This is a genomic window from Nocardia sp. NPDC060249, from assembly GCF_042728755.1.
In the GTDB taxonomy this organism is placed as follows: Bacteria; Actinomycetota; Actinomycetes; order Mycobacteriales; family Mycobacteriaceae; genus Nocardia.
This window is the reverse complement of sequence record NZ_JBHXAQ010000011.1, coordinates 1-21,204: the sequence shown is the minus strand read 5'-3', so window position 1 is coordinate 21,204 and position 21,204 is coordinate 1. Positions and strand designations below refer to the sequence as shown.

21 protein-coding genes are annotated in these 21,204 nt (G+C 68.1%); 11 read left to right on the top strand and 10 right to left on the bottom strand.

What is annotated here, in order from left to right:
• Positions 1–24 precede the first annotated feature (24 nt).
• The gene (gene glpK / locus ACFWFP_RS28055; RefSeq protein WP_379299898.1) at positions 25–1,521 is read left to right on the top strand and encodes a glycerol kinase GlpK; all 1,497 of its coding nucleotides are present in this window, start codon (positions 25–27) and stop codon (positions 1,519–1,521) included.
• A 29-nt stretch (positions 1,522–1,550) separates the two neighbouring features.
• On the opposite strand, the gene ACFWFP_RS28050 is transcribed toward glpK, so the two are convergent.
• Complete coding sequence (locus tag ACFWFP_RS28050) at positions 1,551–1,883, bottom strand: hypothetical protein (RefSeq protein ID WP_379299896.1); 333 nt, start codon at positions 1,881–1,883, stop codon at positions 1,551–1,553.
• A gap of 220 nt (positions 1,884–2,103) precedes the next feature.
• On the opposite strand from ACFWFP_RS28050, the gene ACFWFP_RS28045 reads away from it, so the two are divergent.
• Positions 2,104–2,865 carry an XRE family transcriptional regulator gene (locus tag ACFWFP_RS28045; protein WP_379299894.1) on the top strand — a complete coding sequence of 254 codons (762 nt, stop codon included), beginning with the start codon at positions 2,104–2,106 and terminating at the stop codon, positions 2,863–2,865.
• A complete protein-coding gene (locus tag ACFWFP_RS28040; RefSeq protein ID WP_379299892.1) occupies positions 2,849–3,322 on the top strand; it encodes an NUDIX domain-containing protein in 474 nt (157 codons plus the stop codon). Before ACFWFP_RS28045 ends, ACFWFP_RS28040 begins: the two co-directional genes overlap by 17 nt.
• Positions 3,323–3,364: 42 nt before the next feature.
• Here ACFWFP_RS28040 and ACFWFP_RS28035 read toward each other — a convergent pair whose 3' ends face one another.
• From ACFWFP_RS28035 to ACFWFP_RS28020, 4 genes are all read right to left on the bottom strand, one after another.
• Positions 3,365–4,540: a PLP-dependent aminotransferase family protein gene (locus ACFWFP_RS28035; protein WP_379299890.1), complete on the bottom strand. Its 1,176-nt coding sequence runs from the start codon at positions 4,538–4,540 to the stop codon at positions 3,365–3,367.
• 91 nt (positions 4,541–4,631) lie between these two features.
• The gene (locus ACFWFP_RS28030) at positions 4,632–6,089 is read right to left on the bottom strand and encodes a hypothetical protein (protein WP_379299888.1); all 1,458 of its coding nucleotides are present in this window, start codon (positions 6,087–6,089) and stop codon (positions 4,632–4,634) included.
• 69 nt (positions 6,090–6,158) lie between these two features.
• Positions 6,159–7,190 (bottom strand): hypothetical protein, encoded by a 1,032-nt coding sequence (locus tag ACFWFP_RS28025; RefSeq protein WP_379299886.1) that lies wholly within the window; start codon positions 7,188–7,190, stop codon positions 6,159–6,161.
• Positions 7,191–7,479: 289 nt separating this feature from the next.
• Complete coding sequence (locus ACFWFP_RS28020; RefSeq protein WP_379299884.1) at positions 7,480–8,880, bottom strand: NAD(P)H-quinone dehydrogenase; 1,401 nt, start codon at positions 8,878–8,880, stop codon at positions 7,480–7,482.
• Positions 8,881–9,091: 211 nt separating this feature from the next.
• Between ACFWFP_RS28020 and ACFWFP_RS28015 the strand changes: the two genes are divergently transcribed.
• Positions 9,092–9,553 (top strand): gamma-glutamylcyclotransferase, encoded by a 462-nt coding sequence (locus ACFWFP_RS28015; protein WP_056819179.1) that lies wholly within the window; start codon positions 9,092–9,094, stop codon positions 9,551–9,553.
• A 57-nt stretch (positions 9,554–9,610) separates the two neighbouring features.
• Here ACFWFP_RS28015 and ACFWFP_RS28010 read toward each other — a convergent pair whose 3' ends face one another.
• The 3 genes from ACFWFP_RS28010 to ACFWFP_RS28000 all read right to left on the bottom strand — a co-directional run bounded on the left by ACFWFP_RS28010 (position 9,611) and on the right by ACFWFP_RS28000 (position 12,856).
• Positions 9,611–10,777: a M20 family metallopeptidase gene (locus tag ACFWFP_RS28010; protein ID WP_379300116.1), complete on the bottom strand. Its 1,167-nt coding sequence runs from the start codon at positions 10,775–10,777 to the stop codon at positions 9,611–9,613.
• 125 nt (positions 10,778–10,902) lie between these two features.
• Positions 10,903–12,105, bottom strand: coding sequence for a M20 family metallopeptidase (locus tag ACFWFP_RS28005; protein WP_379299882.1), 1,203 nt, complete (start codon positions 12,103–12,105; stop codon positions 10,903–10,905).
• 49 nt (positions 12,106–12,154) lie between these two features.
• Positions 12,155–12,856, bottom strand: coding sequence for an enoyl-CoA hydratase-related protein (locus ACFWFP_RS28000; protein WP_379299880.1), 702 nt, complete (start codon positions 12,854–12,856; stop codon positions 12,155–12,157).
• A 150-nt stretch (positions 12,857–13,006) separates the two neighbouring features.
• On the opposite strand from ACFWFP_RS28000, the gene ACFWFP_RS27995 reads away from it, so the two are divergent.
• Complete coding sequence (locus ACFWFP_RS27995; RefSeq protein ID WP_379299878.1) at positions 13,007–13,786, top strand: purine-nucleoside phosphorylase; 780 nt, start codon at positions 13,007–13,009, stop codon at positions 13,784–13,786.
• Complete coding sequence (locus ACFWFP_RS27990; protein ID WP_379299876.1) at positions 13,787–15,295, top strand: phospho-sugar mutase; 1,509 nt, start codon at positions 13,787–13,789, stop codon at positions 15,293–15,295.
• 1 nt (position 15,296) lies between these two features.
• Here the strand turns inward: ACFWFP_RS27990 and upp are convergent, their stop codons facing one another.
• Positions 15,297–15,920, bottom strand: coding sequence for a uracil phosphoribosyltransferase (gene upp, locus ACFWFP_RS27985; protein WP_379299874.1), 624 nt, complete (start codon positions 15,918–15,920; stop codon positions 15,297–15,299).
• A gap of 146 nt (positions 15,921–16,066) precedes the next feature.
• Here upp and ACFWFP_RS27980 point away from each other — a divergent pair, with 146 nt between their 5' ends.
• The 5 genes from ACFWFP_RS27980 to ACFWFP_RS27960 are packed head-to-tail and all read left to right on the top strand — an operon-like array spanning position 16,067 to position 19,503.
• Complete coding sequence (locus tag ACFWFP_RS27980) at positions 16,067–16,396, top strand: hypothetical protein (RefSeq protein ID WP_379299872.1); 330 nt, start codon at positions 16,067–16,069, stop codon at positions 16,394–16,396.
• Positions 16,393–17,544, top strand: coding sequence for a C40 family peptidase (locus tag ACFWFP_RS27975; RefSeq protein WP_379299870.1), 1,152 nt, complete (start codon positions 16,393–16,395; stop codon positions 17,542–17,544). The genes ACFWFP_RS27980 and ACFWFP_RS27975 overlap by 4 nt, the downstream gene beginning before the upstream one ends.
• Positions 17,541–17,894, top strand: a complete 354-nt coding sequence (locus ACFWFP_RS27970) for a hypothetical protein (protein WP_067447900.1) — start codon at positions 17,541–17,543, stop codon at positions 17,892–17,894. The genes ACFWFP_RS27975 and ACFWFP_RS27970 overlap by 4 nt, the downstream gene beginning before the upstream one ends.
• Positions 17,891–18,250, top strand: coding sequence for a YbaB/EbfC family nucleoid-associated protein (locus ACFWFP_RS27965; RefSeq protein ID WP_379299868.1), 360 nt, complete (start codon positions 17,891–17,893; stop codon positions 18,248–18,250). Before ACFWFP_RS27970 ends, ACFWFP_RS27965 begins: the two co-directional genes overlap by 4 nt.
• 14 nt (positions 18,251–18,264) lie before the next feature.
• Positions 18,265–19,503, top strand: a complete 1,239-nt coding sequence (locus ACFWFP_RS27960; protein ID WP_379299866.1) for a primosomal protein — start codon at positions 18,265–18,267, stop codon at positions 19,501–19,503.
• Positions 19,504–19,555: 52 nt separating this feature from the next.
• On the opposite strand, the gene ACFWFP_RS27955 is transcribed toward ACFWFP_RS27960, so the two are convergent.
• Positions 19,556–20,653 carry an adenosine deaminase gene (locus ACFWFP_RS27955; RefSeq protein WP_379299864.1) on the bottom strand — a complete coding sequence of 366 codons (1,098 nt, stop codon included), beginning with the start codon at positions 20,651–20,653 and terminating at the stop codon, positions 19,556–19,558.
• Between the last annotated feature and the right edge of the window lie 551 nt (positions 20,654–21,204).

Genomic DNA, 21,204 nt, shown 5'->3' with positions numbered 1-21,204 from the left:
CTCCGCTTTCGGTAACCTGCATCAATGCGTCGCTATGTGGCTGCCATCGATCAGGGCACGACTTCGAGTCGGTGCATCATCTTCGATCGGCAGGGTCGGATCGTCGGAACCGCGCAGCGGGAGCATCGGCAGATCTTTCCCAAGCCCGGCTGGGTGGAGCACGATCCGGCGGCGGTGTGGCGCAATACCGAGTCGGTGCTCGGTGCGGCGCTGGGCAACAGCCGGTGTTCGGCCGGGGATCTGGCCGCGGTCGGGATCACCAATCAACGCGAGACCACCGTGGTGTGGGATCGGGCGACCGGCGATCCCGTGTACAACGCGATCGTGTGGCAGGACACGCGCACCGATCAACTGTGTACCGAACTCGCGGGTGATCAAGGGCCGCAACGCTATGCGGACCGCACCGGCCTTCCGCTGTCGACCTACTTCGCCGGTCCGAAACTGCGCTGGATCCTCGACAATGTCGACGGCGTCCGGGAACGCGCCGAAGCGGGCGACCTGTGTTTCGGCACCATGGACAGCTGGGTGCTGTGGAAGCTGACCGGTGCGCACCTCACCGACGTCACCAATGCCTCACGCACCATGCTGATGGATCTTCGGACCCTGCGATGGGATCCGCAGATCTGCGCCGATTTCGACATCCCGATGTCGCTGCTGCCGCAGATCCGCAGCTCGTCGGAGGTCTACGCCGACATCTCGTCCGGTCCGTTCGAAGGCATCCCGGTCGCGGGCATTCTCGGCGACCAGCAGGCGGCCACCTTCGGTCAGGCCTGCCTGTCTCCCGGCGAAGCCAAGAACACCTACGGCACCGGCAATTTCATGCTGCTCAACACCGGCACCACGCCGGTGTTCAGCAAGCACGGCCTGCTCACCACCGCCTGCTACCAACTCGGTGACGCGCCGGCGGTGTACGCCCTCGAAGGCTCGATCGCCGTCACGGGTTCCCTGGTCCAATGGCTGCGCGACAATCTCGGCATCATCTCCTCCGCCGAAGAAGTAGAGCCCCTGGCCCGCAGCGTCGACGACAACGGCGGCGCCCACTTCGTCCCCGCCTTCTCCGGCCTGTTCGCCCCCCGCTGGCGTCCCGACGCCCGCGGGGTCATCGCGGGCCTGACCCGCTTCGTCACCAAGGCCCACTTGGCCAGGGCAGCACTGGAATCCACCGCCTTCCAAACCCGTGAGGTAGTGGACGCCATGCGTGCCGACGCCGCCGCCCAACACCTGGACCTGGAACTCACCACCCTCAAAGTCGACGGCGGCATGACCGGCAACAACCTCCTCATGCAATTCCAAGCCGACATCCTCGACGTCCCCGTGGTCCGCCCGGTAGTCCGCGAAACCACCGCCCTCGGCGCCGCCTACGCCGCGGGCCTGGCCGTCGGCTACTGGTCCGGCCTCGAAGACCTCCGAGCCAACTGGACAGCCGACCACACCTGGACCCCCGCCATGCCCGAAGACGAACGCACCCACCGCTACGCCGACTGGAACAAAGCCGTAGAACGCACGTACAACTGGGCCTGAGCATTCCGAAAGGCACAGCCATCAGGTCGTCATCCTGGCCGCTCGGTCAAACTTCCTCCAACGTAGGACCTTGCGAATGTGTTGTAGTCATCGACGGTGATGACGTCGCAAATGCGAACCAACCGCTCAGGAACCTCGATACCGAGATGATCTCGACGAGGAGTGATGACGGCCTCTGCCTCGACCCGCCGGGCGACGTCGATCAATCGGGAGATCGGATTCTGGATCCCTCCGTTGAACACGATCGTCTTCGCGAGGTCGTAGCCGTACCGCTTCGCCAGTGAGCGGATTCGGATCTCGTCCCAGTTTTGTGCCGAACCGGAGATGTCGGAGCGTAGGTATCCGATCGCGATTGCCTTCATTCGGCGAGCGCCGATCGGGGAACGTCGAGCATTGCCCGACCGGCAGGTGTGGTCACGTAGGCGCGTCCGCAAGGCGACAGTTCCCACGCCTGCCGGTATGAGACCTGTCGGAGCAGTCCGTTGCCGTGCAACGTGCGCAAAGCACGTCGTGTTCGGCGGAGGGGGACAGCGGTCTCAGCGCTGATCTGGTGGTCCCGAAAAGGCGCCGTATGGTTCAGGAATGACCCAGCGCTTGCACTCGGCGATGCTGCGCGCGCGGCTGGACTCGGCCGCGCTGGCCGAGGCCGTCGACGTCGACGCGAAGACTGTCAACCGATGGCTGTCAGGCAGGGTCCCGCATCGCCGAACGCGAGCAGCCGTCGCGCGGGTTCTCAACGAGTCCGAAGATCTTCTGTGGCCGCAGACTCGGCCAGACCTCACGCCAGGGGCTTCGGCCACCGCCGAAGTCCAGTCTGCCTACGCACACCGGGCCGACATTCCCAATGAGCTGTGGACTTCGTTGCTTCTCGGCGCCGACGAACAGATCGACATCGCCGGATACGCCTACCCGTTTGTGCTGGAACTCCTTCCGAACGCCGCCGACATTCTCGCATCGAAGTGCCGCAACGGAACTCGCATCCGAATGGCTTTCGCAGACCCTGAATGCCCCCACGTCGCCGAACGCGATGCGCTGGAGCAAATGAGCGGGACGCTGCCCGGCCGGATCCGCAACGCACTGAACATGTTGGGTGAGCTGACCGACACCCCCGGCTGCGATATCGGACTGCATACCACCCATCTCTACAACTCGGTGTTCCGGTTCGACGACCAGATGATCGTGACCCCCTACCTCATTCGGGCCCGCGGATATCAGCACCCGGCGCTACACCTGCGGAAGCTGTCCCCCCACGGAATATTCACCTCGTTCGCCGAGCAATTCGAACAGATCTGGGGTTCGGCAACCCACTCCCCAGAAGGACTCTCGCGTGAGCTCACGGCGTGACTACTACCGCGATCCCCACGCGCCGAAAGCGAACAGCCTGGTGCCTGGCGGCTCCATGCTCGTCGTGGATGGCGAGAGCCGAATCCTGATGCAGCGCCGGGGCGATTCCGGAAATTGGTCGCTGCCGGGTGGCGCGATGGAGATCGGCGAGACGCTCGAAGAGTGCGCCGTACGCGAGACAAAAGAGGAAACCGGTTTCGACACCGAGATCACAGGACTATTGGGGATCTACACCGACCCGGAGCATGTCATCGAGTACTCGGACGGCGAGGTGCGACAGGAATTCGCCGTCACCTATTTCGGTCGAGTGGTGGGCGGCGAGCTCGCTGTCAGCAGCGAGTCGACCGAGGTCCGCTTCGTCGGACCGGACGAGCTGGATGATCTACCGATGCATCCCACCGTCCGCCTGCGACTGGCGCATTTCGCCGAACGACGGCCGTGCCCATACCTCGGCTGAGCCACGGAGCGCTAGGAAGGTCGGCTCGGTACGCGCCTGGCTCTAGCCGATCGCCGACGACAGCCTGGCGACTGCTTCCGTCAGGGTGGCCTCGTCGGAGGTGGTGAAGCAGAGGCGGAGGGAGTTGTCGGCGGTGTTGGTGACGGCGAAGGCTGCGCCGGGGACGTAGGCGACGCCGGCGTCGAGGGCGGTGGGCAGGAGGGTGGACGTGTTGGTGTTGTCGGTGAATTCGGCCCAGATGAACATGCCGCCGGTGGGGTCGGTGCAGTGGAGACGGTCGGCGAAGGTGGTGCGCAGGGCGGTGGTCAGGGCTCGGGCTCTGGTGCCGTAGGTGGTGCGGATCGCAGTGATGTGGGCTGCCAGCCACGTGGTGTCGGTCAGCAGGTCGGTGGTGATCTGGTGGGTGAGCGACGATCCGCAGAGGTCGGCGCCTTGTTTGAGGAGTTCCACTGCGCGGGAGACTCTTTCGGGCGCGATCATCCAGCCGACGCGGAGGGCGGGAGACAGGATCTTGGACACGCTCGACAGCCGGATCACCTGGGGTGAGTACGAGGCCACCGGCGCGGGGGCGGGCTGGTCGAACCACAGTTCGCCGTAGGGGTCGTCTTCGATCACCCAGAAGCCGTGCGCCTCAGCGAGTTCCGCGAGCCGTCGGCGGCGCTCCGGGGCGAGGGTGACGCCACCGGGGTTGTGGAAGTTCGAGACGGTGTGGACCAGCGCGGGGCGTTCGCCCGCGGCCAGCAGGTCTTCGAGAACATCGAGGCGCATGCCGTCGGAATCCAAAGGGACGGCGACGATTCGGGCACCAGCGGCTCGAAACACTTGCAGCGCACCGACATACGCCGGGTCTTCGACGATCACGAGGGCGCCGGGGTCGAGGAGCACTTCGGCCAGGAGCGACAGCGCTTGCTGGGAGCCGTGGGTGATGAAGACTTCGGCGACGGGCACCGCGCGGCCGAGCTCGGCGGATGCGCGGGCCGCGATCACCTCGCGCAGGGCAGGCCAGCCGGGCGACTCGGTGTACTGCAGGACGGCGGGGTCGCGCAGGGCGGTCTCGGCGGCAAGGGCGATGCGTTCTCGCGGCATCAGGGCTGCGTCGGGCAGCCCGCCCGCGAGGCTGATGATGTCGTCGCGGGCGGTGAGCTGGAGCAGATCCCTGATCGCCGAGCTCTGTAGACCAGCGAGCTTGCCCGCCAGTGCTGGAATTGTCAGCGACATGGGAACCTCCGGGGACGCCGAGAGAAGCAATCATCCTACGATTGCATATCGTCCACCAGAATGTGAAATTGTTGTCTCATAGAATGAGACTCTACCGAGCGGTGATGGACTTGACCTGCCACTTTCCGTCGGTGTTCGTGGTGATGATCTCCTGCTTGTAGACCACGGCCGAACCATCGGGGTGCATCTCGCGCAGTTCGACGTCGTAGCGGCCGACGCTGGTTTCGCGCATCTTCACGCAGTGGGTGGTGCCCGCGGGGATCTGACCGTCGATCGCCTGCTGGATGGTCTCGGCGGGCGAGATGTTCTCGGCGTCGGGCGCCACGAATTCGCGTACCTTCGCCCCGGAGCGGTCGGTGTAGAAGGCGTATTGGAAGCCGAGGATGGCCCTGGCGCCGGTGCTGGTGTCGCCGGGCCCGTTGCCGACCGTCACGGACTGCTCGGCGACGGTCTGGCATTCGGTGCCCGACGAGACCGAGGGAACCGGCGCGGCCGTGACACCGGGATCGGCGCCGCCGCCCCGCTTGACCAGCCCGATCGTCAAGACCAGCGCCACCACGAGCAGGACGGCCGCGGCCACGCCGCCGATGATCCAGCGCAGGCGCTTGTTGTCGGGTTCGGGCTCCACCGGCGCCGGAGTGGCCGGTGTCTTCGGCGCGAGCCGGCGGGCGATCGGGTCGTCGGCCCACGACAGGCCGGGCTCGGACGGTGGCTTCGGAATCCCGCCGTCATCGTCGGGGTTGTCCCACCACGCCTTGTCGGCGGCGGGCCTCGGCTTGTCGGGAACCAGCGGAGTGCGGGAACCCTCGGGCGGCCGCACCGTGTCCGCGGCAGGCCCGCTGTCGCGCGACGGCGCCTGCGGCGCAGCATCTTTGGGGCCGGGGCGACCACGGCGGATCACCTCGGTGAGCTCACGACCGGACGTCACCGGCACGGAATCACCGAAGACCGAGTCGCCGAAGACCGAACTCTCACCGCGCGGCGCCTCGCCACCGAAACGCACGGTCGGGTCGGCAGCGGGCGGACCGCCGGGCGTGGGTCCACCGAACGGCGCGGGAGTACCCGGCCGGGCGGGCGGTGGCGTCGCGACCGCGTCACCGAAGACGGAGGTCGGCGCGGAACGGCGACCATCGGGCAACCGAGGCGGTGCTTGCCCACTCCCCGGCGCCGAGCCCTGACCTGCCGGCGTGGAACTCGAGGGCGGAGCCGTGAGCCGCGCGGGCGGGCCGGGCGGCACCGAGCCGGAGAACGGACCGCCAGGAGGCGGAGCAACGGGCGGCTGACCGGCAACGGGCCCACCGAACGGGCCCGGCGCGGGTGCACCGGCCGGCGGACCGAACGGGCCGGGCGTGGGTGCGCCGGCCGGCGGTTCGGCCGGTCGCCAGCCCCGCTCCGGAACCCCGGACGGCGCGGGCGGAGGCGTGGCGGGAACGGGCCCACCGAAACCAGCGTCATCGACCGGCGGCCCGAAATCGCCTACGGGAGAGCCGAAATCCGCGGCCGGTCGTTGTCGATCGCCGCGTTCGTTCTCGTCGCCCTCGGTGCCCAAGTCCAATCCTTTCCCGGGACACACGTGTGGGGCGGTCGAAGGCGACCGCCCCACACGACATACTGCGTGTCAGTACTGGATCGAGCCACCCCACTGGGTGTTCACACCCGCGACGTTCACCGTCTGAAGCAGCTCCCCCGGCACGGGAAGTGTAGCCTTTGCGGCCGCATCGAGCGCGGCGTTGCCACCCGGCTGCGCCTTGATCCAGTTCTCCACCGCGGCCTTGGCCAGGTTGGCCTGCGTGGTGTCGAGCACGGTCACGGTGGTGTTGTCGCTGCGGCCGTCGCCACCGTTGAAGGTGGTGACCTTGACCTCGTTCGCGCCGACGTACTCCACCGAGATACCGGCGTCACCGAAACCGCCACCCGGCGTCCGGTAGCCGACCGTGCCGACATAGCCCGACGCGTTGTTGTAGTGGTGGGTGTTCGCCAGGATCCCGGCACCGTCGATGGTGACGCCGACTTCCTGACGCGGGCCCTCCATCTCGACGACGGGCGCGGCGGGCGCGTTCTCCAGGCGCGGTGCCTGCCAGGCCGGCTCCTTCGGCTCCTGGACGAGGGTGTCCGGAGACTCGACCTCGGCCTCGGTACCGGTGCCCTGACCGGACGGCACGGTGGGCTGCGTCTGCTGCTGGCCCGGCGTGGCGCCCGGCTGGCTCGGCGTGGTGCCCGTCTCCGGCTTGGTGGTGCCCGGCTGGTCGGGCGTCGCGCCCGCGCGCTCGGGCTGGACCGCAGGCTGCGCCTGGCCGGGAACCGGCAGCGGCGCGACACGGGGGCTGGTGACGCCCGGCTGGCTCGGCGTCGGCTTGGCGGGGGTGCCCTGTCCCGGCTGACCGGGCGCGGGGCTGGTGACGCCCGGCTGGGCCGGCGTCGGCTTGGTCTCGCCCGGCTTCGTCTGCCCCGGCTTGACGCTCTCCGGGGTTTCCGGGGCTTGCGTGCCCTCGGTCTCCGGAGCTTCTACTTCACCCGAAGGCTGGCCCGGCTGCGCAGGAGCCGGAGTCGCGGGTGTGGTCGGCTGGTCGCTGGGGACCGCGCCGGCCGGAGCCGCGAGAAGGGTTGCCACGGCTGCCGCGGCGGCCAAAGGCAAAGACGTACTTGCCATCGCTCGCTGCGCCCGACTCGGCTTACGATGCTTCACTTTTCGTAATCCCTTTCCCGGAGGGAATCCCCCACTGCTCCACCACGCGATCGCAAATGATCGCGCCTCGGCGGTGAGTCAACCACATGAGCGCGGGACAGGCAACGCAGCACCGGGTTTCGCTTTCACCCGGCTTCGCCTGCGCAAACACCCGGTGCGGCGGTTACCGAGAAGTGACGAGCGGCGTTGGCGAACAACACAATTCGAAACCTGGAACGCATTGTGATTCGTTTCACAATACGGTGTCAGGGGTTCAGTCGAGGTCGTCGTGGCGCATCAGCAAACGTCCGGCTTCGGTGAGCGAGCCGGTGAGCGACGGGTACACCGAGAACGTCTGCGCCAGGTCGGTGACCGTCAGGTTGTTCTGCACCGCCAGCGCGATCGGCAGGATCAGCTCCGACGCGATCGGCGCGACCACCACACCGCCGATCACCACACCGGTCGCCGGACGGCAGAAGATCTTGACGAAGCCCCGGCGCAGACCCGACATCTTCGCGCGCGGATTGGTGTTGAGCGGCAACATCACTGTGCGCGCGGGAACCTCACCGTTGTCGATGGCGGTCTGGCTGACACCGACGGTCGCGATCTCCGGGCGGGTGAACACCGCCGAGGCCACCGTCTTGAGCCTGATCGGGCTCACGCCCTCGCCGAGCGCGTGATACATCGCGATCCGGCCCTGCATGGCGGCCACCGAAGCCAGCGGCAGCAGACCCGTGCAGTCGCCCGCGGCGTAGATGCCGGGCACCGCCGTGCGCGAAACCCGGTCGACACGAAGATATCCGCCGCGATCGAGTTCGATACCGACCCGGTCCAGGCCCAGGTTCTCGGTGTTCGGGGTGGAACCGACGGTCATCAGCGCGTGCGAACCGGTGACGGTACGGCCGTCGGACAGCTTCACCACGATGCCGTCGGCGGTGCGCTCCACGGCGTCGGCGCGGGCGTGCTTGACCAGCTCGACGCCGCGTTCGGCCAGGGCCTCCTCGAGCACGAGGGCAGCGTCGGCGTCTTCGCCGGGCAGCACGCGATCGCGGCTCGACACGAGCTTCACCCGCACACCCATCTCGGTGTAGGCGGACACGAATTCGGCACCGGTGACACCGGATCCGACGACGACCAGCGTCTCCGGCAGTTCCGGCAGGTCGTAGAGCTGACGCCAGTTCAGGATCCGCTCACCGTCGGGCTCGGCGCCGGGGAGCACCCGCGGGCTCGCGCCGGTCGCGATCAACACGACCTCGGCTTCGAACTCCTCGGCGCTGCCGTCGGCCAGGTTCGCGCGCACGCGATGCGCCAAACCCGGTGCGGGCCCGACCAATTCGCCATACCCCGGAAGTAGTTGCACACCCGCGGCCTGCAACTTGGCACGGATATCGGAGGACTGCGCCAGCGCGAGCGCCTTGACACGCGCGTTCACCTCGGGCAGGTGCACCTTGGCCTGGTCGGCATCGATATTGATGCCGAGGTCGCGCGCGCGACGCAGATCGGTGCGCAGGCCCGTCGAGGCGATGAAAGTTTTCGACGGCACGCAATCCCACAGCACACAGGCGCCACCGATACCGTCGGCGTCGACCAGGGTCACCGTGGCCCCGTGCTGAGCGGCTACCAGCGCCGCCTCGTATCCGGCCGGTCCACCGCCGATGATCGCAATCCGTGCCACCAGTCACGCTCCTTGTGCTCGCCTGATCGGACCTGCCCCTTGTGAGGGCTCGTCCGTGCTGTCGAGGCCATCATTTCAGGTGCGATGTGACGTGCCCGGGTCGGATCGGTGAACAACGGCGCGCGTGTTCGGTGCCACTCGCGAGTGTGACGGTCAGCCGATCTGGGAGGGAGACGGGAATTCCACCGCGGTTATTGGCTACAGTTCGATGGTGCCGATCTATGCCGCCTACGGGTCCAACATGGACTCGACGCAGATGCTGGAACGCTGCCCGCATTCGCCCATGTCCGGGACCGGGTGGCTGGAGGGTTGGCGCCTGACCTTCGCCGGTGACGACATCGGCTGGGAAGGGCCGTTGGCCACCGTCGTCGAGGATCCCGGCTCGCGGGTATTCGTCGTGCTCTACGACGTCTCCCCGGAGGACGAGGACAGCCTCGACCGCTGGGAGGGCTCCGACTTCGGAATCCACAAGAAGATCCGGATCCGGGTCACCGGCACCCAGGGCGAGTCCCGCTTGGCCTGGCTCTATGTTCTCGACGCCTACGAAGGCGGCCTCCCCTCGGCCCGCTACATCGGCGTCATCGCCGACGCGGCCGAAAAGGCAGGCGCCCCAGAGGATTACGTCCACGCCCTCCGCACCCGCAACAGCAAGAACGTCGGGCCCGGCGCTTGAGAGAACCCGTGCCGGTCACGCGACCGGCACGGGACAGCTCAGTGTGCTCGCACAAGCTCAGTGTGCTTGCAGAATGATGTTCGTCAGGGTTCGCACGCCGACCGCCAAAGCGCGCTCGTCGATATCGAACGTCGGCTGGTGCAGGTCCAGCTGCTCGCCGACGCCGGACCAGACACCCAGCCTGGCCATGGCGCCGGGCACTTCCTCCAGGTACCAGGAGAAATCCTCGCCGCCGCCCGACTGCGGGGTGTCGGCCAGCGCGTCCTCACCCATCCCCAGGATCGCGTTCTCGAACATCGACGCCGACGTCGGGTCGTTGACCACCGGCGGCACCCCGCGCTTGTAGTTGAGCTGGTAGCGCACGCCCGTCGGCGCGAGCAACCCGTCGATGATCTCGCGGACCAGCGGTTCCAGCAGCAGCCAGGTGGCATGATCGCCGGTGCGCACGGTGCCCGTGAGCATGCCCGTCTGCGGAATCGCGTTGGGCGCCTTGCCCGCGCTCACCGCACCCCAGACCATGATCGTGCTGGTTCGAGGATCGACGCGCCGGCTCAGCAATCCGGGTAATCCCGTGATGACAGTTCCGATCGCGTAGACCAGGTCGCTGGTCAGATGCGGCCGCGAGGTGTGCCCACCGGGCGAATCGAGCACCAACTCGACAGTGTCGGCCGCCGACGTGATGGCCCCGGTCCGCACACCGACCTTGCCGACCTCCAGACGCGGATCGCAATGCAGCGCGAAGATCCGATCGACCCCGGTCATCCCACCGGTCGCGACCACATCGAGCGCGCCACCGGGCATCACTTCCTCGGCGGGCTGGAACACCAACCGCACCCCCACCGGCAGCTCGTCCTTGGCCTCGGCCAGCGCGAGCCCGGCACCGAGCAGCACCGTGGTGTGCGCGTCGTGCCCGCAGGCATGCGACACACCGGGCACCGTCGAGGCGAAAGTCAGACCGGTGAATTCCTGCATCGGCAGCGCGTCCATGTCGGCGCGCAAGGCGATCCGCGGCCGATCGGCGGGACCGAAGTCGCAGATCAACCCGGTGCCGCCCGGCAGCACCTCCCAGGTCAGCCCGGCCTTGGTGAGCCAGCCCGACACGAACTCGGTGGTGGTGAACTCCGCCCGCGACAATTCGGGGTTGGCGTGGATATGCCTGCGCCATTGCACCAGGTCAGCGGTGTGCTCTGCCAGCCATGCGTCAACGATCTCGGTTCCCGACATCAGAGTTGGTTCGGTGTCCGGCGTGGTCGGACACGCTGCGGTCTCGCGCGCCATCGAGTGGGTACCCATACCCATCGATAGCGCGTCGGAGCCTGCGCGTGCGGTGCCCGGATGGCCGGAAATGGTCACCGAATGTCCTCCTGTCGTTCGATCAGCCGTTGCAACAACCTGTCCCTGTGTACTTCATCGCCCGCGATAGCGACAGCGGTACGCGCCAACGCGAGAGCGCCGTCGAGCACCGCCCGGTCCGCCGAGGCGTTCACCGCCGCGGCGGCGAACTCCACTTGGTGGGTGGCCGCACCGCCCGCATCGATGCCGATCACCGGGTGGATACCGGGGATGACGTTGGTGACATTGCCCATGTCGGTGCTCCCGAGCGGCCGCAGCACCTCGAGCTCGGGCGCGATCGGCACCCGGCCCAGTCCGGTGATCTGCGCGCGGTAGGCAGCGGAAAGAACCGGATCGGGGGTGAGCTCGGTATAGGTGGGCGCGAGCGTCCGTATGTCATGGGTGCAGCCGGTCGCCAGGGCGCCCGCTTCGAAACAGGCCTTCGCTCGGCGCATCAGGTCGTCGAGGGAGCCGGAATCGACCGCGCGGAGGTAGTACAGCAACTCCGCGCGTCCGGGCACGATGTTGGGGGCTACGCCACCGTCGGACACTATACCGTGCAGCTGCTGGCCGGGTCGCAGATGCTGGCGTAGCAAGCCGACAGCAACCTGGGTCAGGGTCACCGCGTCGCCCGCGTTGCGGCCCAGTTCGGGCGCGGCGCTGGCATGCGCCTCGCGGCCGTGGAAGACGATGGCGAGGTCGGCCAGCGCCAGTGAGCGCGCACCGACGATGTCGGCGGGACCCGGGTGGACCATCATCGCCATCGCGATGTCGTCGAAGGCGCCCGCTTCCAGCATGAGCACCTTGCCGCCGCCGCTCTCCTCCGCGGGCGTGCCGAGCACCACCACGGTCAGGCCGAGCGCGTCGGCCACGGCGGCCAGCCCGATCGCCGCGCCGACGGCGGACGCGGCGATGATGTTGTGCCCGCAGGCGTGCCCGATCTCGGGCAGCGCGTCGTATTCGGCGCAGATACCGACGGTGAGCGGGCCGCTGCCGTATACCGCACGGAACGCCGTCGACAGCCCGGCCACACCCGTCGTGACGGCGAATCCGCGCTCGACCAGCGGCGCGAGGACCTTGGCGACGCTACGCGTTTCGGCGAAGGCCAGCTCCGGTTCGGCGTGAATCGCGTGCGAGAGCCCGATCAGCTCGTCCGAGGCAGCCAGAATCGCGGCGTCGGAGGCGGTGGCTGTGAGTTCGCCGGTGCGCGAGGGTGCCATACCCCCAGTCTTGCATCAGTGCCCGACAGCGGCGCACCGGCGAGCGAGGTCAGTTTCCGAAGGGGAGGTTCTCCGGGGTGACCGGCGTGGCCAGCGCGGCGAGGGTCTCGGCGTGCAGCGCGGTCTTGATGATGGGGGTGATCGGCTTGCGCAGGCTGGTGAGCGCGGCGGCGCGGGCGATCGCGGCGGGCAGCACCTCGTCGGCGTCGGCCTTGGCCTCGGCGATGCCGGCGGCGATGGCCTCGTCGGCACCGAAACGGTGGCCGGTGGTCATCGCCTGGACGCACACCTGGTTGCTCAGGCGACCCTTCAGCAAGCCGTTCATGCCGATCGTGAACGGCATGCCCAGGTGCACCTCGGGCAGCGACCAGAAGCCGCGGTCACCGCGCATCACGCGGAAATCGTGGGATGTGGCCAGCATGGCGCCCGCGCCGAACGCGTGGCCGTTCACCGCGGCGACCGTCGGCATCGGGAAGGTCAGCAGGCGGGTGTAGAGCGAGTGCACGCGGTCGAGGTAGCCGTGGATCTTGTCGAGATTGCCGAAGACGTAATCGGTGTCGAGGCCGTTGCTGTAGTACTTGCCGGTCGCGACGGTGACCAGCGCGGCAGCACCCTCGGACGCCTCGACCTCGTCGAGTGCGGCGTGGAAGGCATCGATCCAGTCCGGCGAGAAACGGTTCTCGTTGTCTGTCTCACCCTCGTTGCCGAGGTACAGGACGAAAACATCACCAGAGCGCTCCAAATACGGCATGCAGGGGAGAATAGTCCGCACCTGAACCCTGTCCTACTCGCGGGTAGGCACCTTTCCCCGCCCCGCACGACCCGCCCTCGAGAAGGGTTCGCCGCGGGACCGGCGGGGCCGCGAACCCCGAGCGGGCCTGCGCTCCAATAAACTCACCTCATGACTGCCGAACAGGCCGCTGCGGCGATTGCCGAACGTACGGGAGTGCCGCGTCATCGCGTGGCCGTGGTGCTGGGATCGGGGTGGCAGGAGGCAGCAGCCGAGATCGGGGCGCCGCATGCCTCGATCCCCATGACGGAGCTACCCGGCTTCGGCAAACCCAGTGCGCAGGGGCACGGCGGCATGGTCCATTCGGTCACCGTGAACGACAACAACGTGCTGTTACTGATGGGTCGTCAGCACCTGTACGAGGGCTACACGCCGCAGCAGGTGGTGCACCCGGTCACCGCGGCGATCGCGGCAGGCGCCGAGATCGTGCTGCTCACCAATGCCGCGGGCGGGCTCAGGGCGGGCCTGCGGGTGGGTGAGCCGGTGCTGATCGCCGACCACATCAACCTCACCGCGCGCACCCCGCTGGTCGGTGCGCGATTCGTCGACCTGGTCGACGCCTGGGATCCCGAATTGCGGTCGCTGACAAGGGAAATAGACCCGAGCCTGACCGACGGTGTGTACGCCGGGCTCATCGGTCCGCAGTACGAGACGCCGGCCGAGATCCGCATGCTCGCGACCATCGGCGCCGACCTGGTCGGCATGTCGACAGTGCTGGAGGCGATCGAGGCGCGTTCGCTCGGGGCGAGGGTGCTCGGTATCTCGCTGGTCACGAATCTGGCAGCGGGCGTGACCGGCGAACATCTTTCGCACGCGGAGGTGCTGGCCGAGGGGCAGGCCGCCGCGCCCCGGTTGGGCAAGCTGCTGCGCGGCATCCTGGAGCGCGTGTAGATGCTGCGCTTCGGGACAGCGGGCCTGCGTGGACCGTTGCGCGAGGGCCCGGACGGCATGAACGTGACGACGGTGTCGCGGGCCACGGCCGGGCTGGCCGACTGGCTGCGCGAACGGTGCCTCGGCGGTGGCGCCGTGGTGGTCGGGCGGGACGCGCGGCACGGGTCGGCGGAGTTCGCCACGGCGACCGCTGAGATCTTCACTGCCGCGGGCTTTCCCGTGACGGTGCTGCCGGATCCGGTGCCGACTCCGGTGGTGGCGTTCGCGGTGCGTGAGCTGGGTGCGGTGGCGGGGGTGCAGATCACCGCCTCGCACAATCCGCCTGCCGACAACGGTTACAAGGTGTACCTCGACGGTGGGTCACAGCTGATCGCACCCGCCGACAGCGAGATCGAGAAACGCATCGAGGCTGTGGTCGAACCTGTTGCGCGGGAAGCTGTTCCGGCTTCCGGCGCCGACCTGGTCGATCGCTATCTCGAGCGCGTCGCGCAATTACCCCGGCTGCTGGGCGGTCCCGGCGAACGGGCGGAGGTGCGGATCGCGCTCACCGCGCTGCACGGGGTCGGTGGCGAGCTCGCGGTGCGCGCGCTGGCCGCGGCGGGGTTCACCGATGTGCGGGTGGTCGAGGAGCAGTTCGCCCCCGACCCCGACTTCCCCACCGTCGCCTTCCCCAACCCCGAAGAACCGGGCGCCGCCGATCTGTTGCTCGCACTGGCCGAGCGGATCGATGCCGATGTGGCGATCGCACTCGATCCCGATGCCGATCGGTGCGCGCTCGGAGTGCCGGGGCCGAACGGTTGGCACATGTTGCGCGGCGACGAAACCGGCGTGCTGCTGGCCGACTATGTGCTGCGCACGCACCCCACCGACCCGCTGGTCGCCACGACCATCGTGTCCTCGCGCCTGCTGTCTAAGCTGGCCGCCGCGCGCTCGGCCCGCTACGCCGAGACCCTCACCGGCTTCAAATGGCTGGCCAGGGCGGGCGACGGACTCGTCTACGCCTACGAGGAGGCCATCGGGCACTGCGTCGACCCCTCCAAGGTCCGCGACAAGGACGGCATCTCGGCCGCGGTGGCCGCCGCCGACCTCGTCGCCCTGCTGAAGACTCGAGGCGAGACGCTGCGCGGCGAACTCGACTCCTACGCTGTCGAATTCGGCCTGCACGCGGGCGGCCAGGTCTCCCTGCGCCTACCCGATCAGGCCGCCGCGAGCGTGCTGGTCGCCGCCCTGCGCGCGAACCCGCCCAGCGACATCGCGGGCACCCCGGTGAAATTCACCGACCAGGCGCAGGTCCGCGGCCGGCTCCGCACCGACGCACTGATCTTCGACGCCGACGACTTCCGCATCGTCGTGCGCCCCTCTGGCACCGAACCCAAACTCAAGTGCTACCTGGAGGTTTTCGCCTCGGTCACCGACCGGGACGACCTGAACGACGCGAAACAGCTCGCCGCTCGGCGTCTCTCCCAGCTCACCACGTTCTGCCGGTCACTGGCAGACAGCGAGGAATAGTTCAGCGGGGGCCGAACTGGCGGTCGCCCGCGTCGCCGAGACCGGGGACGATGTAGGCGTGCTCGTTGAGTTTGTCGTCGATGGCGGCGGTGATCAGGCGGACCGGGTGGCCCGAGGCCGCCAGGGCGGCAACACCTTCAGGGGCCGAGACGACGCAGACGGCGGTGATGTCGGTCGCGCCGCGGGCGACCAGGAGTTCGATCGTGTGGCGCATGGAACCGCCGGTCGCCAGCATCGGGTCGAGGACGAAGACGGGCAGGCCGGTGAGATCGGCGGGCAGCGACTCGAGGTACGGCACCGGCTCGTGCGTCTGCTCGTCGCGGGCGATGCCGACGAAACCGACGCGGGCTTGCGGCACGAGTTCGGCTGCGGCGTAGACCATGCCGAGCCCGGCGCGCAGCACCGGAACCAGCAGCGGAGGCGCCGCCAAACGGACACCGTCGGTCACCGCGACCGGCGTGTCGATGGGCTCGCGCACCACCGGCGCGTCGCGCAGTGCCTCGTACATGAGGATGCCGGTGAGATCGGCCAGAGCATTGCGGAAAGTGGCGTTGTCGGTCCGGGCGTCCCGCATGGTGCTGAGCAGGGTCGCGGCGAGGGGATGGTCGACGGTGTCGGTGCGCATGAAAAGACGATAGGGTCGCTTGGCGCTTCGCGCCTACGACCGCTGGGGAAATTTTCGCGGTAGTAGGGAACCGAATGCGGAGTCGGTGCGTCCAAGATACTGAGTGACGTACTCTGCCCGGGAACTCGAGGATTGGGGGAAGTTCGATGACGAAAATGTCAGCCGATGCCGAGGGCATCGTCGCGTACAGCGCGGCTGCTGAGGTGATGGCCACGGAACTGGCCACCGCGGCGGCTGGTTCGGTTGCCTCCGACCCCACTCTGCTCGGCCCCATCATGGGTCTCATCGGCGGCGATTTCACCGCCGCCTACTCTGCCGCGCACGCCGGCCACGTAGCGGCGATCGCCCAGCTGTCCGCGGTCATGGGCAGCATGGGGCTGGCCACCGCCAGCGCCGCGACAACTCTTGTCGAGACCGACCTGAACAACGCGGCCGGGATCAACGCCACCGCGGGCGATATCGGTAACAACGCATGATCGACCTCAGCGGGCTGGCCCAACCCCTTCTCGATCTGCTGTCGAGTTTCGGCACCGGCGTGCTCGGCACCGGCGGCGCGTCCGACGGCTTGCGCTCGACCTCGACCAACCTCGACCAGATCTATCAACAGGGTCGCTACAGCATCAACAACGTGAACACCGCGTGGGACGGCCAGGCCGTCGACGCGGCCACGTCCAAGGCGCTGCGCGTGCAGACGTCCTCGGCCACGCTGAGCGACAACGGCACCGAGATGGCGACCGTCGTCGACCAGGCCGCCGCCTATGTGGAGACCGGGCAGAAGGAGCTCGACGGGATCGTCAACTCGTTCCTGTCCCAGGTGTCCGCGCTCAGCCCCACCCTCGGCACACCCGCCGGTCTGACCGCCGTGGTGAGCTCGGCGATCGACCACATCGGTCAGGGCATGGGCGTTGTCGGCCGGGTGCAGGACGAAATGAGCACCCAGACCGCCGCGATCCAGGAACTCACCCCCGCACCGTCGAGCACGTCGCTGGCGAGCGTCTCGTCCGGCGCGAGCAACCTCGTGTCCTCGGCGTCGAGTTCCGGTCTGCTCTCCACCGCGGCGAGCGCCGGCAGCACGGTGCTCAGCGCCATGGGATCGGGTCTGTCGACGGCGATGGGCGGCAGCAACAGCAGCACCTCGAAGTCGACCACCACCGGCGGCACGGGGGCGGGGACGGGAACGGGCGGATCGACGGGGTCATCGGCCGGTTCGTCGACCGGGTCCGGCACCGGCGTCAAGATCACCCTGCCCGACGGCAGTACGGTCGAGGCGCCCAACGAGAAAGCCGCGACCGCGGTCCGATCGGCTATCGGCGCGGTCGGCACGCCGTACGTCTGGGGCGGCAACGACCCCCAGTCGGGCATCGACTGCAGCGGGCTCACCAAGTACGCCTACGGCGAGGCCGGGGTCGAACTGCCACGACTGGCGCAGGAACAGCACATCGGTAATCCTCAGGTATCCCCCGGTGACCTGATGCCGGGCGATCTGGCCGTGTGGGACGGCCATGTCGCCATGGTCGTCGGCAACGGGCAGCTCGTCGAGGCGGGCGATCCGGTTTCGATCAGTTCCATCCGAACGGAGAACAGTGGCATGGAGTTCTACGGCTTCTACAGGCCTACCGAATGAGCGGCACGCCGATCCCCGAGGTCCCCAATGTGGAGTCCGCGGTCAGCAGTAACCGATCCGGCACGATCTCGGTCCGCGCGACCAGCATGGGTCTGCCGATCGCGCTCAAGTTCGAACGCAGCGAGTACCAGTTCGGCGCTCAGGCGCTGGCCGACGAGATCCTGCGCCTGACCCGGCGCTCGACCATCGCCGCCGCCGCCCGCCTGCGCGAGGTCTACAGCGAGCAAGCGCAGATCCCCGACGAACTGCTCGACAAGATGAACCTGCCCACCCGGCGTCAGGCGGTCGACGAGCTCGATCGCATCGACGACGCCGACACCGGTCAGACGAGTTGGATGAGGCCACTGTGAGTGCGGAAATGGATGCCCTGGTCGCGGGCGTCACCGGAAAGCTCGAGGCCCTCGAGGCCGCGCTGTACGGGTTGAAGCAGGTCAACGGGCGGTTCACCACCGAGGACGGGCTGGTCACCGCCGAGGTGAACAGCGACGGCGCCCTCGTCGCCCTGACGCTGGACGAAGCCATCACCACCCTGGCGCCCACCGAGGCCGCCGCGCTCATCCTGTCGGCCTGCAAGCAGGCCACCGAGACCGCCGGTGAGGCACGTTCCAACATCATTGCGACACTGAACGAATCGCTCGCCGGCCCGAGTGCACAGCCCGACGGGCACTTAGCACCCGGGCCGGATAGTGCCCGGCGCTCGAGCTAGCTAGGCTTCGCGTCATGGCTTCTGGAGACATCGTCCCGATCGAGCTCGGTCTGACCGATGGCGATCTCGTCACCCTGTGGGCACCGCGCTGGCGCGACGGTGACGACGAGTGGGAGGCGTTCCTCGGTCACGAGGACGACCTCTACGGATTCGAGTCCGTTGCGGAGCTGGCGGCGTTCATCCGCACCAACTCCGACAACGACCTCGTCGACCACCCGTCCTGGGCGGTCATCGCCGGTCTTTCGGCCGCTGAGCTGGAGCCGGAGGAGAATTTCAGCTTCGATCTGGTCTCCGTGCCGGAACTGGCGGCGGGCGATCCGGACGTCGATGTCGTCGGCGAGCTCGAAGACACCCTGGCGATGGTGCGCAATATCGCCGAGGTGTGCGAGCTCGACGTGGTGACCAAGTTCTTCGGCAACAACCCGGTGCTCGGTGCGCTGGCCAGCGGGGCGAGCACGTTCGCCGGCCGCGACGGTGAAGAGCTGTGGGACCAGGTCGGTGCCGCGATCGTCAAGGGCTGGGACGACGTGCTCGACGCGATCGACAGCGTCGTCAGCACACCCGAGGTCGACGCGGCCGCGGTGGCCGTCGCCGAGGCGGAACTGCTGGCGGCCGAGGAGAACGAGGTCGACGCCGACGACGTCGCCGAGGAGGAGGAAGAGTTCGAGAACGTCGATCTCACCGCCGCCGACGACGACGAAGAGGAGTCCTTCTGGGACGAGGTCGGCATCGACCCCGTCAAGATCGTCACCTCCGACGGCGAGCAGTTCACCCTGCGCTGCTACCTCGACGACGAGCCGATCTTCCTCGGTGACGGCCGCACCATCACCGTCTTCGGTTCCGAGCGCGCGCTGGCCCGCTACCTGGCCGACGATCACGAGCACGAGCTGGCGCGGGTCTCGACCTACGCCGAGGTGCAGACCGCGGCGGTGGACGGTTCGCTCGAGGTCGAGGTGACCGACGAGAACGTCTACGTGCTCACCGGTCTGGTCGACGATCTGGCCGAGGGGCCGGAGGCGGTCGATATCGAACAGCTCGACCTCGCGGTCGAACTGTTCACCGACGCGGCCGACTACGCCGATGACGACAGCGTGGAAACGGCTCTCGCACAGTCGAACCCGCTCGGCTGGTACGTCTCGTACCTGCTCAACCCGGATCCGAACCGGATGGCGCCGAACCCGCCGTACGCGTCGGAGGCCCAGCAGTTCCGCGACCTGCAGCGTGCCTTCGAGGCGCGCCTCGTCAGCGAATAAGCTCTCGATGCGATCAGGGGTGGCACCGATGCGGTGCCACCCCTGATTCATCTCAACCGAGAAGTACCGCGTAACCCGGCTTGATCACTTCGTCGATGATCTTCAGCCGGTCCGGGAACGGGATGAAGGCCGACTTCATGGCGTTGATGGTGAAGCGTTCCAGGTCGCTCCAGCCGTAGCCGAACGTGTCGACCAGCTTGAGCATCTCCTCGCTCATGGAGGTATCGCTCATCAGGCGGTTGTCGGTGTTGACGGTGACCCGGAAGCGCAGGCGAGCCAGCAGGTCGAACGGATGCTTGTCCAGCGAGGGCACCGCGCCGGTCTGCACGTTCGACGAGGGACACAGCTCCAGCGGCACCCGCATATCGCGCACATAGTTCGCGACCAGCCCGAGCTGCGCGTCCGCGATGTCGCCAGGGACGCTGATGTCGTCGGTGATCCGCACGCCGTGGCCCAGCCGATCGCAGCCACAGAAGGCCAGCGCCTCGTGAATCGACGGCAGGCCGAACGCCTCACCCGCGTGGATCGTGAAGTGCGCGTGATTGGCTCGCAGATACTCGAACGCGTCCAGGTGCCGGGTGGGAGGGAATCCCGCCTCGGCCCCCGCGATGTCGAACCCGCCCACCCCCGCATCCCGGAACCGCACGGTCAACTCCGCGATCTCCCGCGACCTCGCCGCATGCCGCATCGCCGTGAGCAGACACGTCACCCGGATGACATCGCCCTGCTCGGCCGCGATCGCCTCGCCCTCACGGAATCCGGCGAGCGTGTGCTCGACCACCTCGTCGAGCGTGAGGCCCTTTTCGAGGTGCTGCTCGGGCGCGAACCGCACCTCCGCGTACACCACCCCGTCAGCGGCGAGGTCGATCGCGCACTCCCGCGCCACCCTGCGCAGCCCCTCCGGGGTCTGCATCACCGCGACCGTATGCGCGAACGTCTCCAGATACCGCTCGAGCGATCCGCTGTCGGCGGCGTCACGAAACCACGCCCCCAAACTCTCGGCATCGGAAGCGGGTAATTCGTCATAACCGCAATCAGCGGCCAGCTCTAGCACCGTCGAGGGCCGCAGACCACCATCGAGGTGATCATGCAGCAAGGCCTTCGGTGCGCGTCGGATCGAAGCAAGGTCAAGGGGCGCCGGTCCAGTCATGTATTGACGGTAGCCGCACTCGCGGATCCCGGCAGCGAACTTCCTCCGTGGCAACCATCTCGTTGATTACCCGCCCCGCAAACGACTATTACAAGCCACCCACCGCATTCCCCCCACCCCTCACCAAGCCCGTCCCCCTCTTCAACACCCCACCCCGCACACCCAGCCAGTCCCCGTCTTCACAACCCACCGCGCACCCAGCCGGTCCCCGACTCCACAACCCACCCGCGCACACCCAGCCGGTCCCCGACTCCACAACCCACCGCGCACCCAGCCGGTCCCCGACTCCACAACCCACCCGCGCACACCCAGCCAGTCCCCGACTCCACAACCCAACGCCCACACCCAGCCAGTCCCCGACTCCACAACCCACCGCGCGCACCCAGCCAGTCCCCGACTTCAACAACCGACCGCGCGCACCCAGCCAGTCCCCGTCTTCAACAACCCACCTAACCCGGCCACCGCACTCCCGACCCCTAGGGAGGGACGGCCACGAAGTGGCCGGTCCGCGGCCGGGTCGCCGGTTAGGCGCCGCGGAGATGCGACGAAGG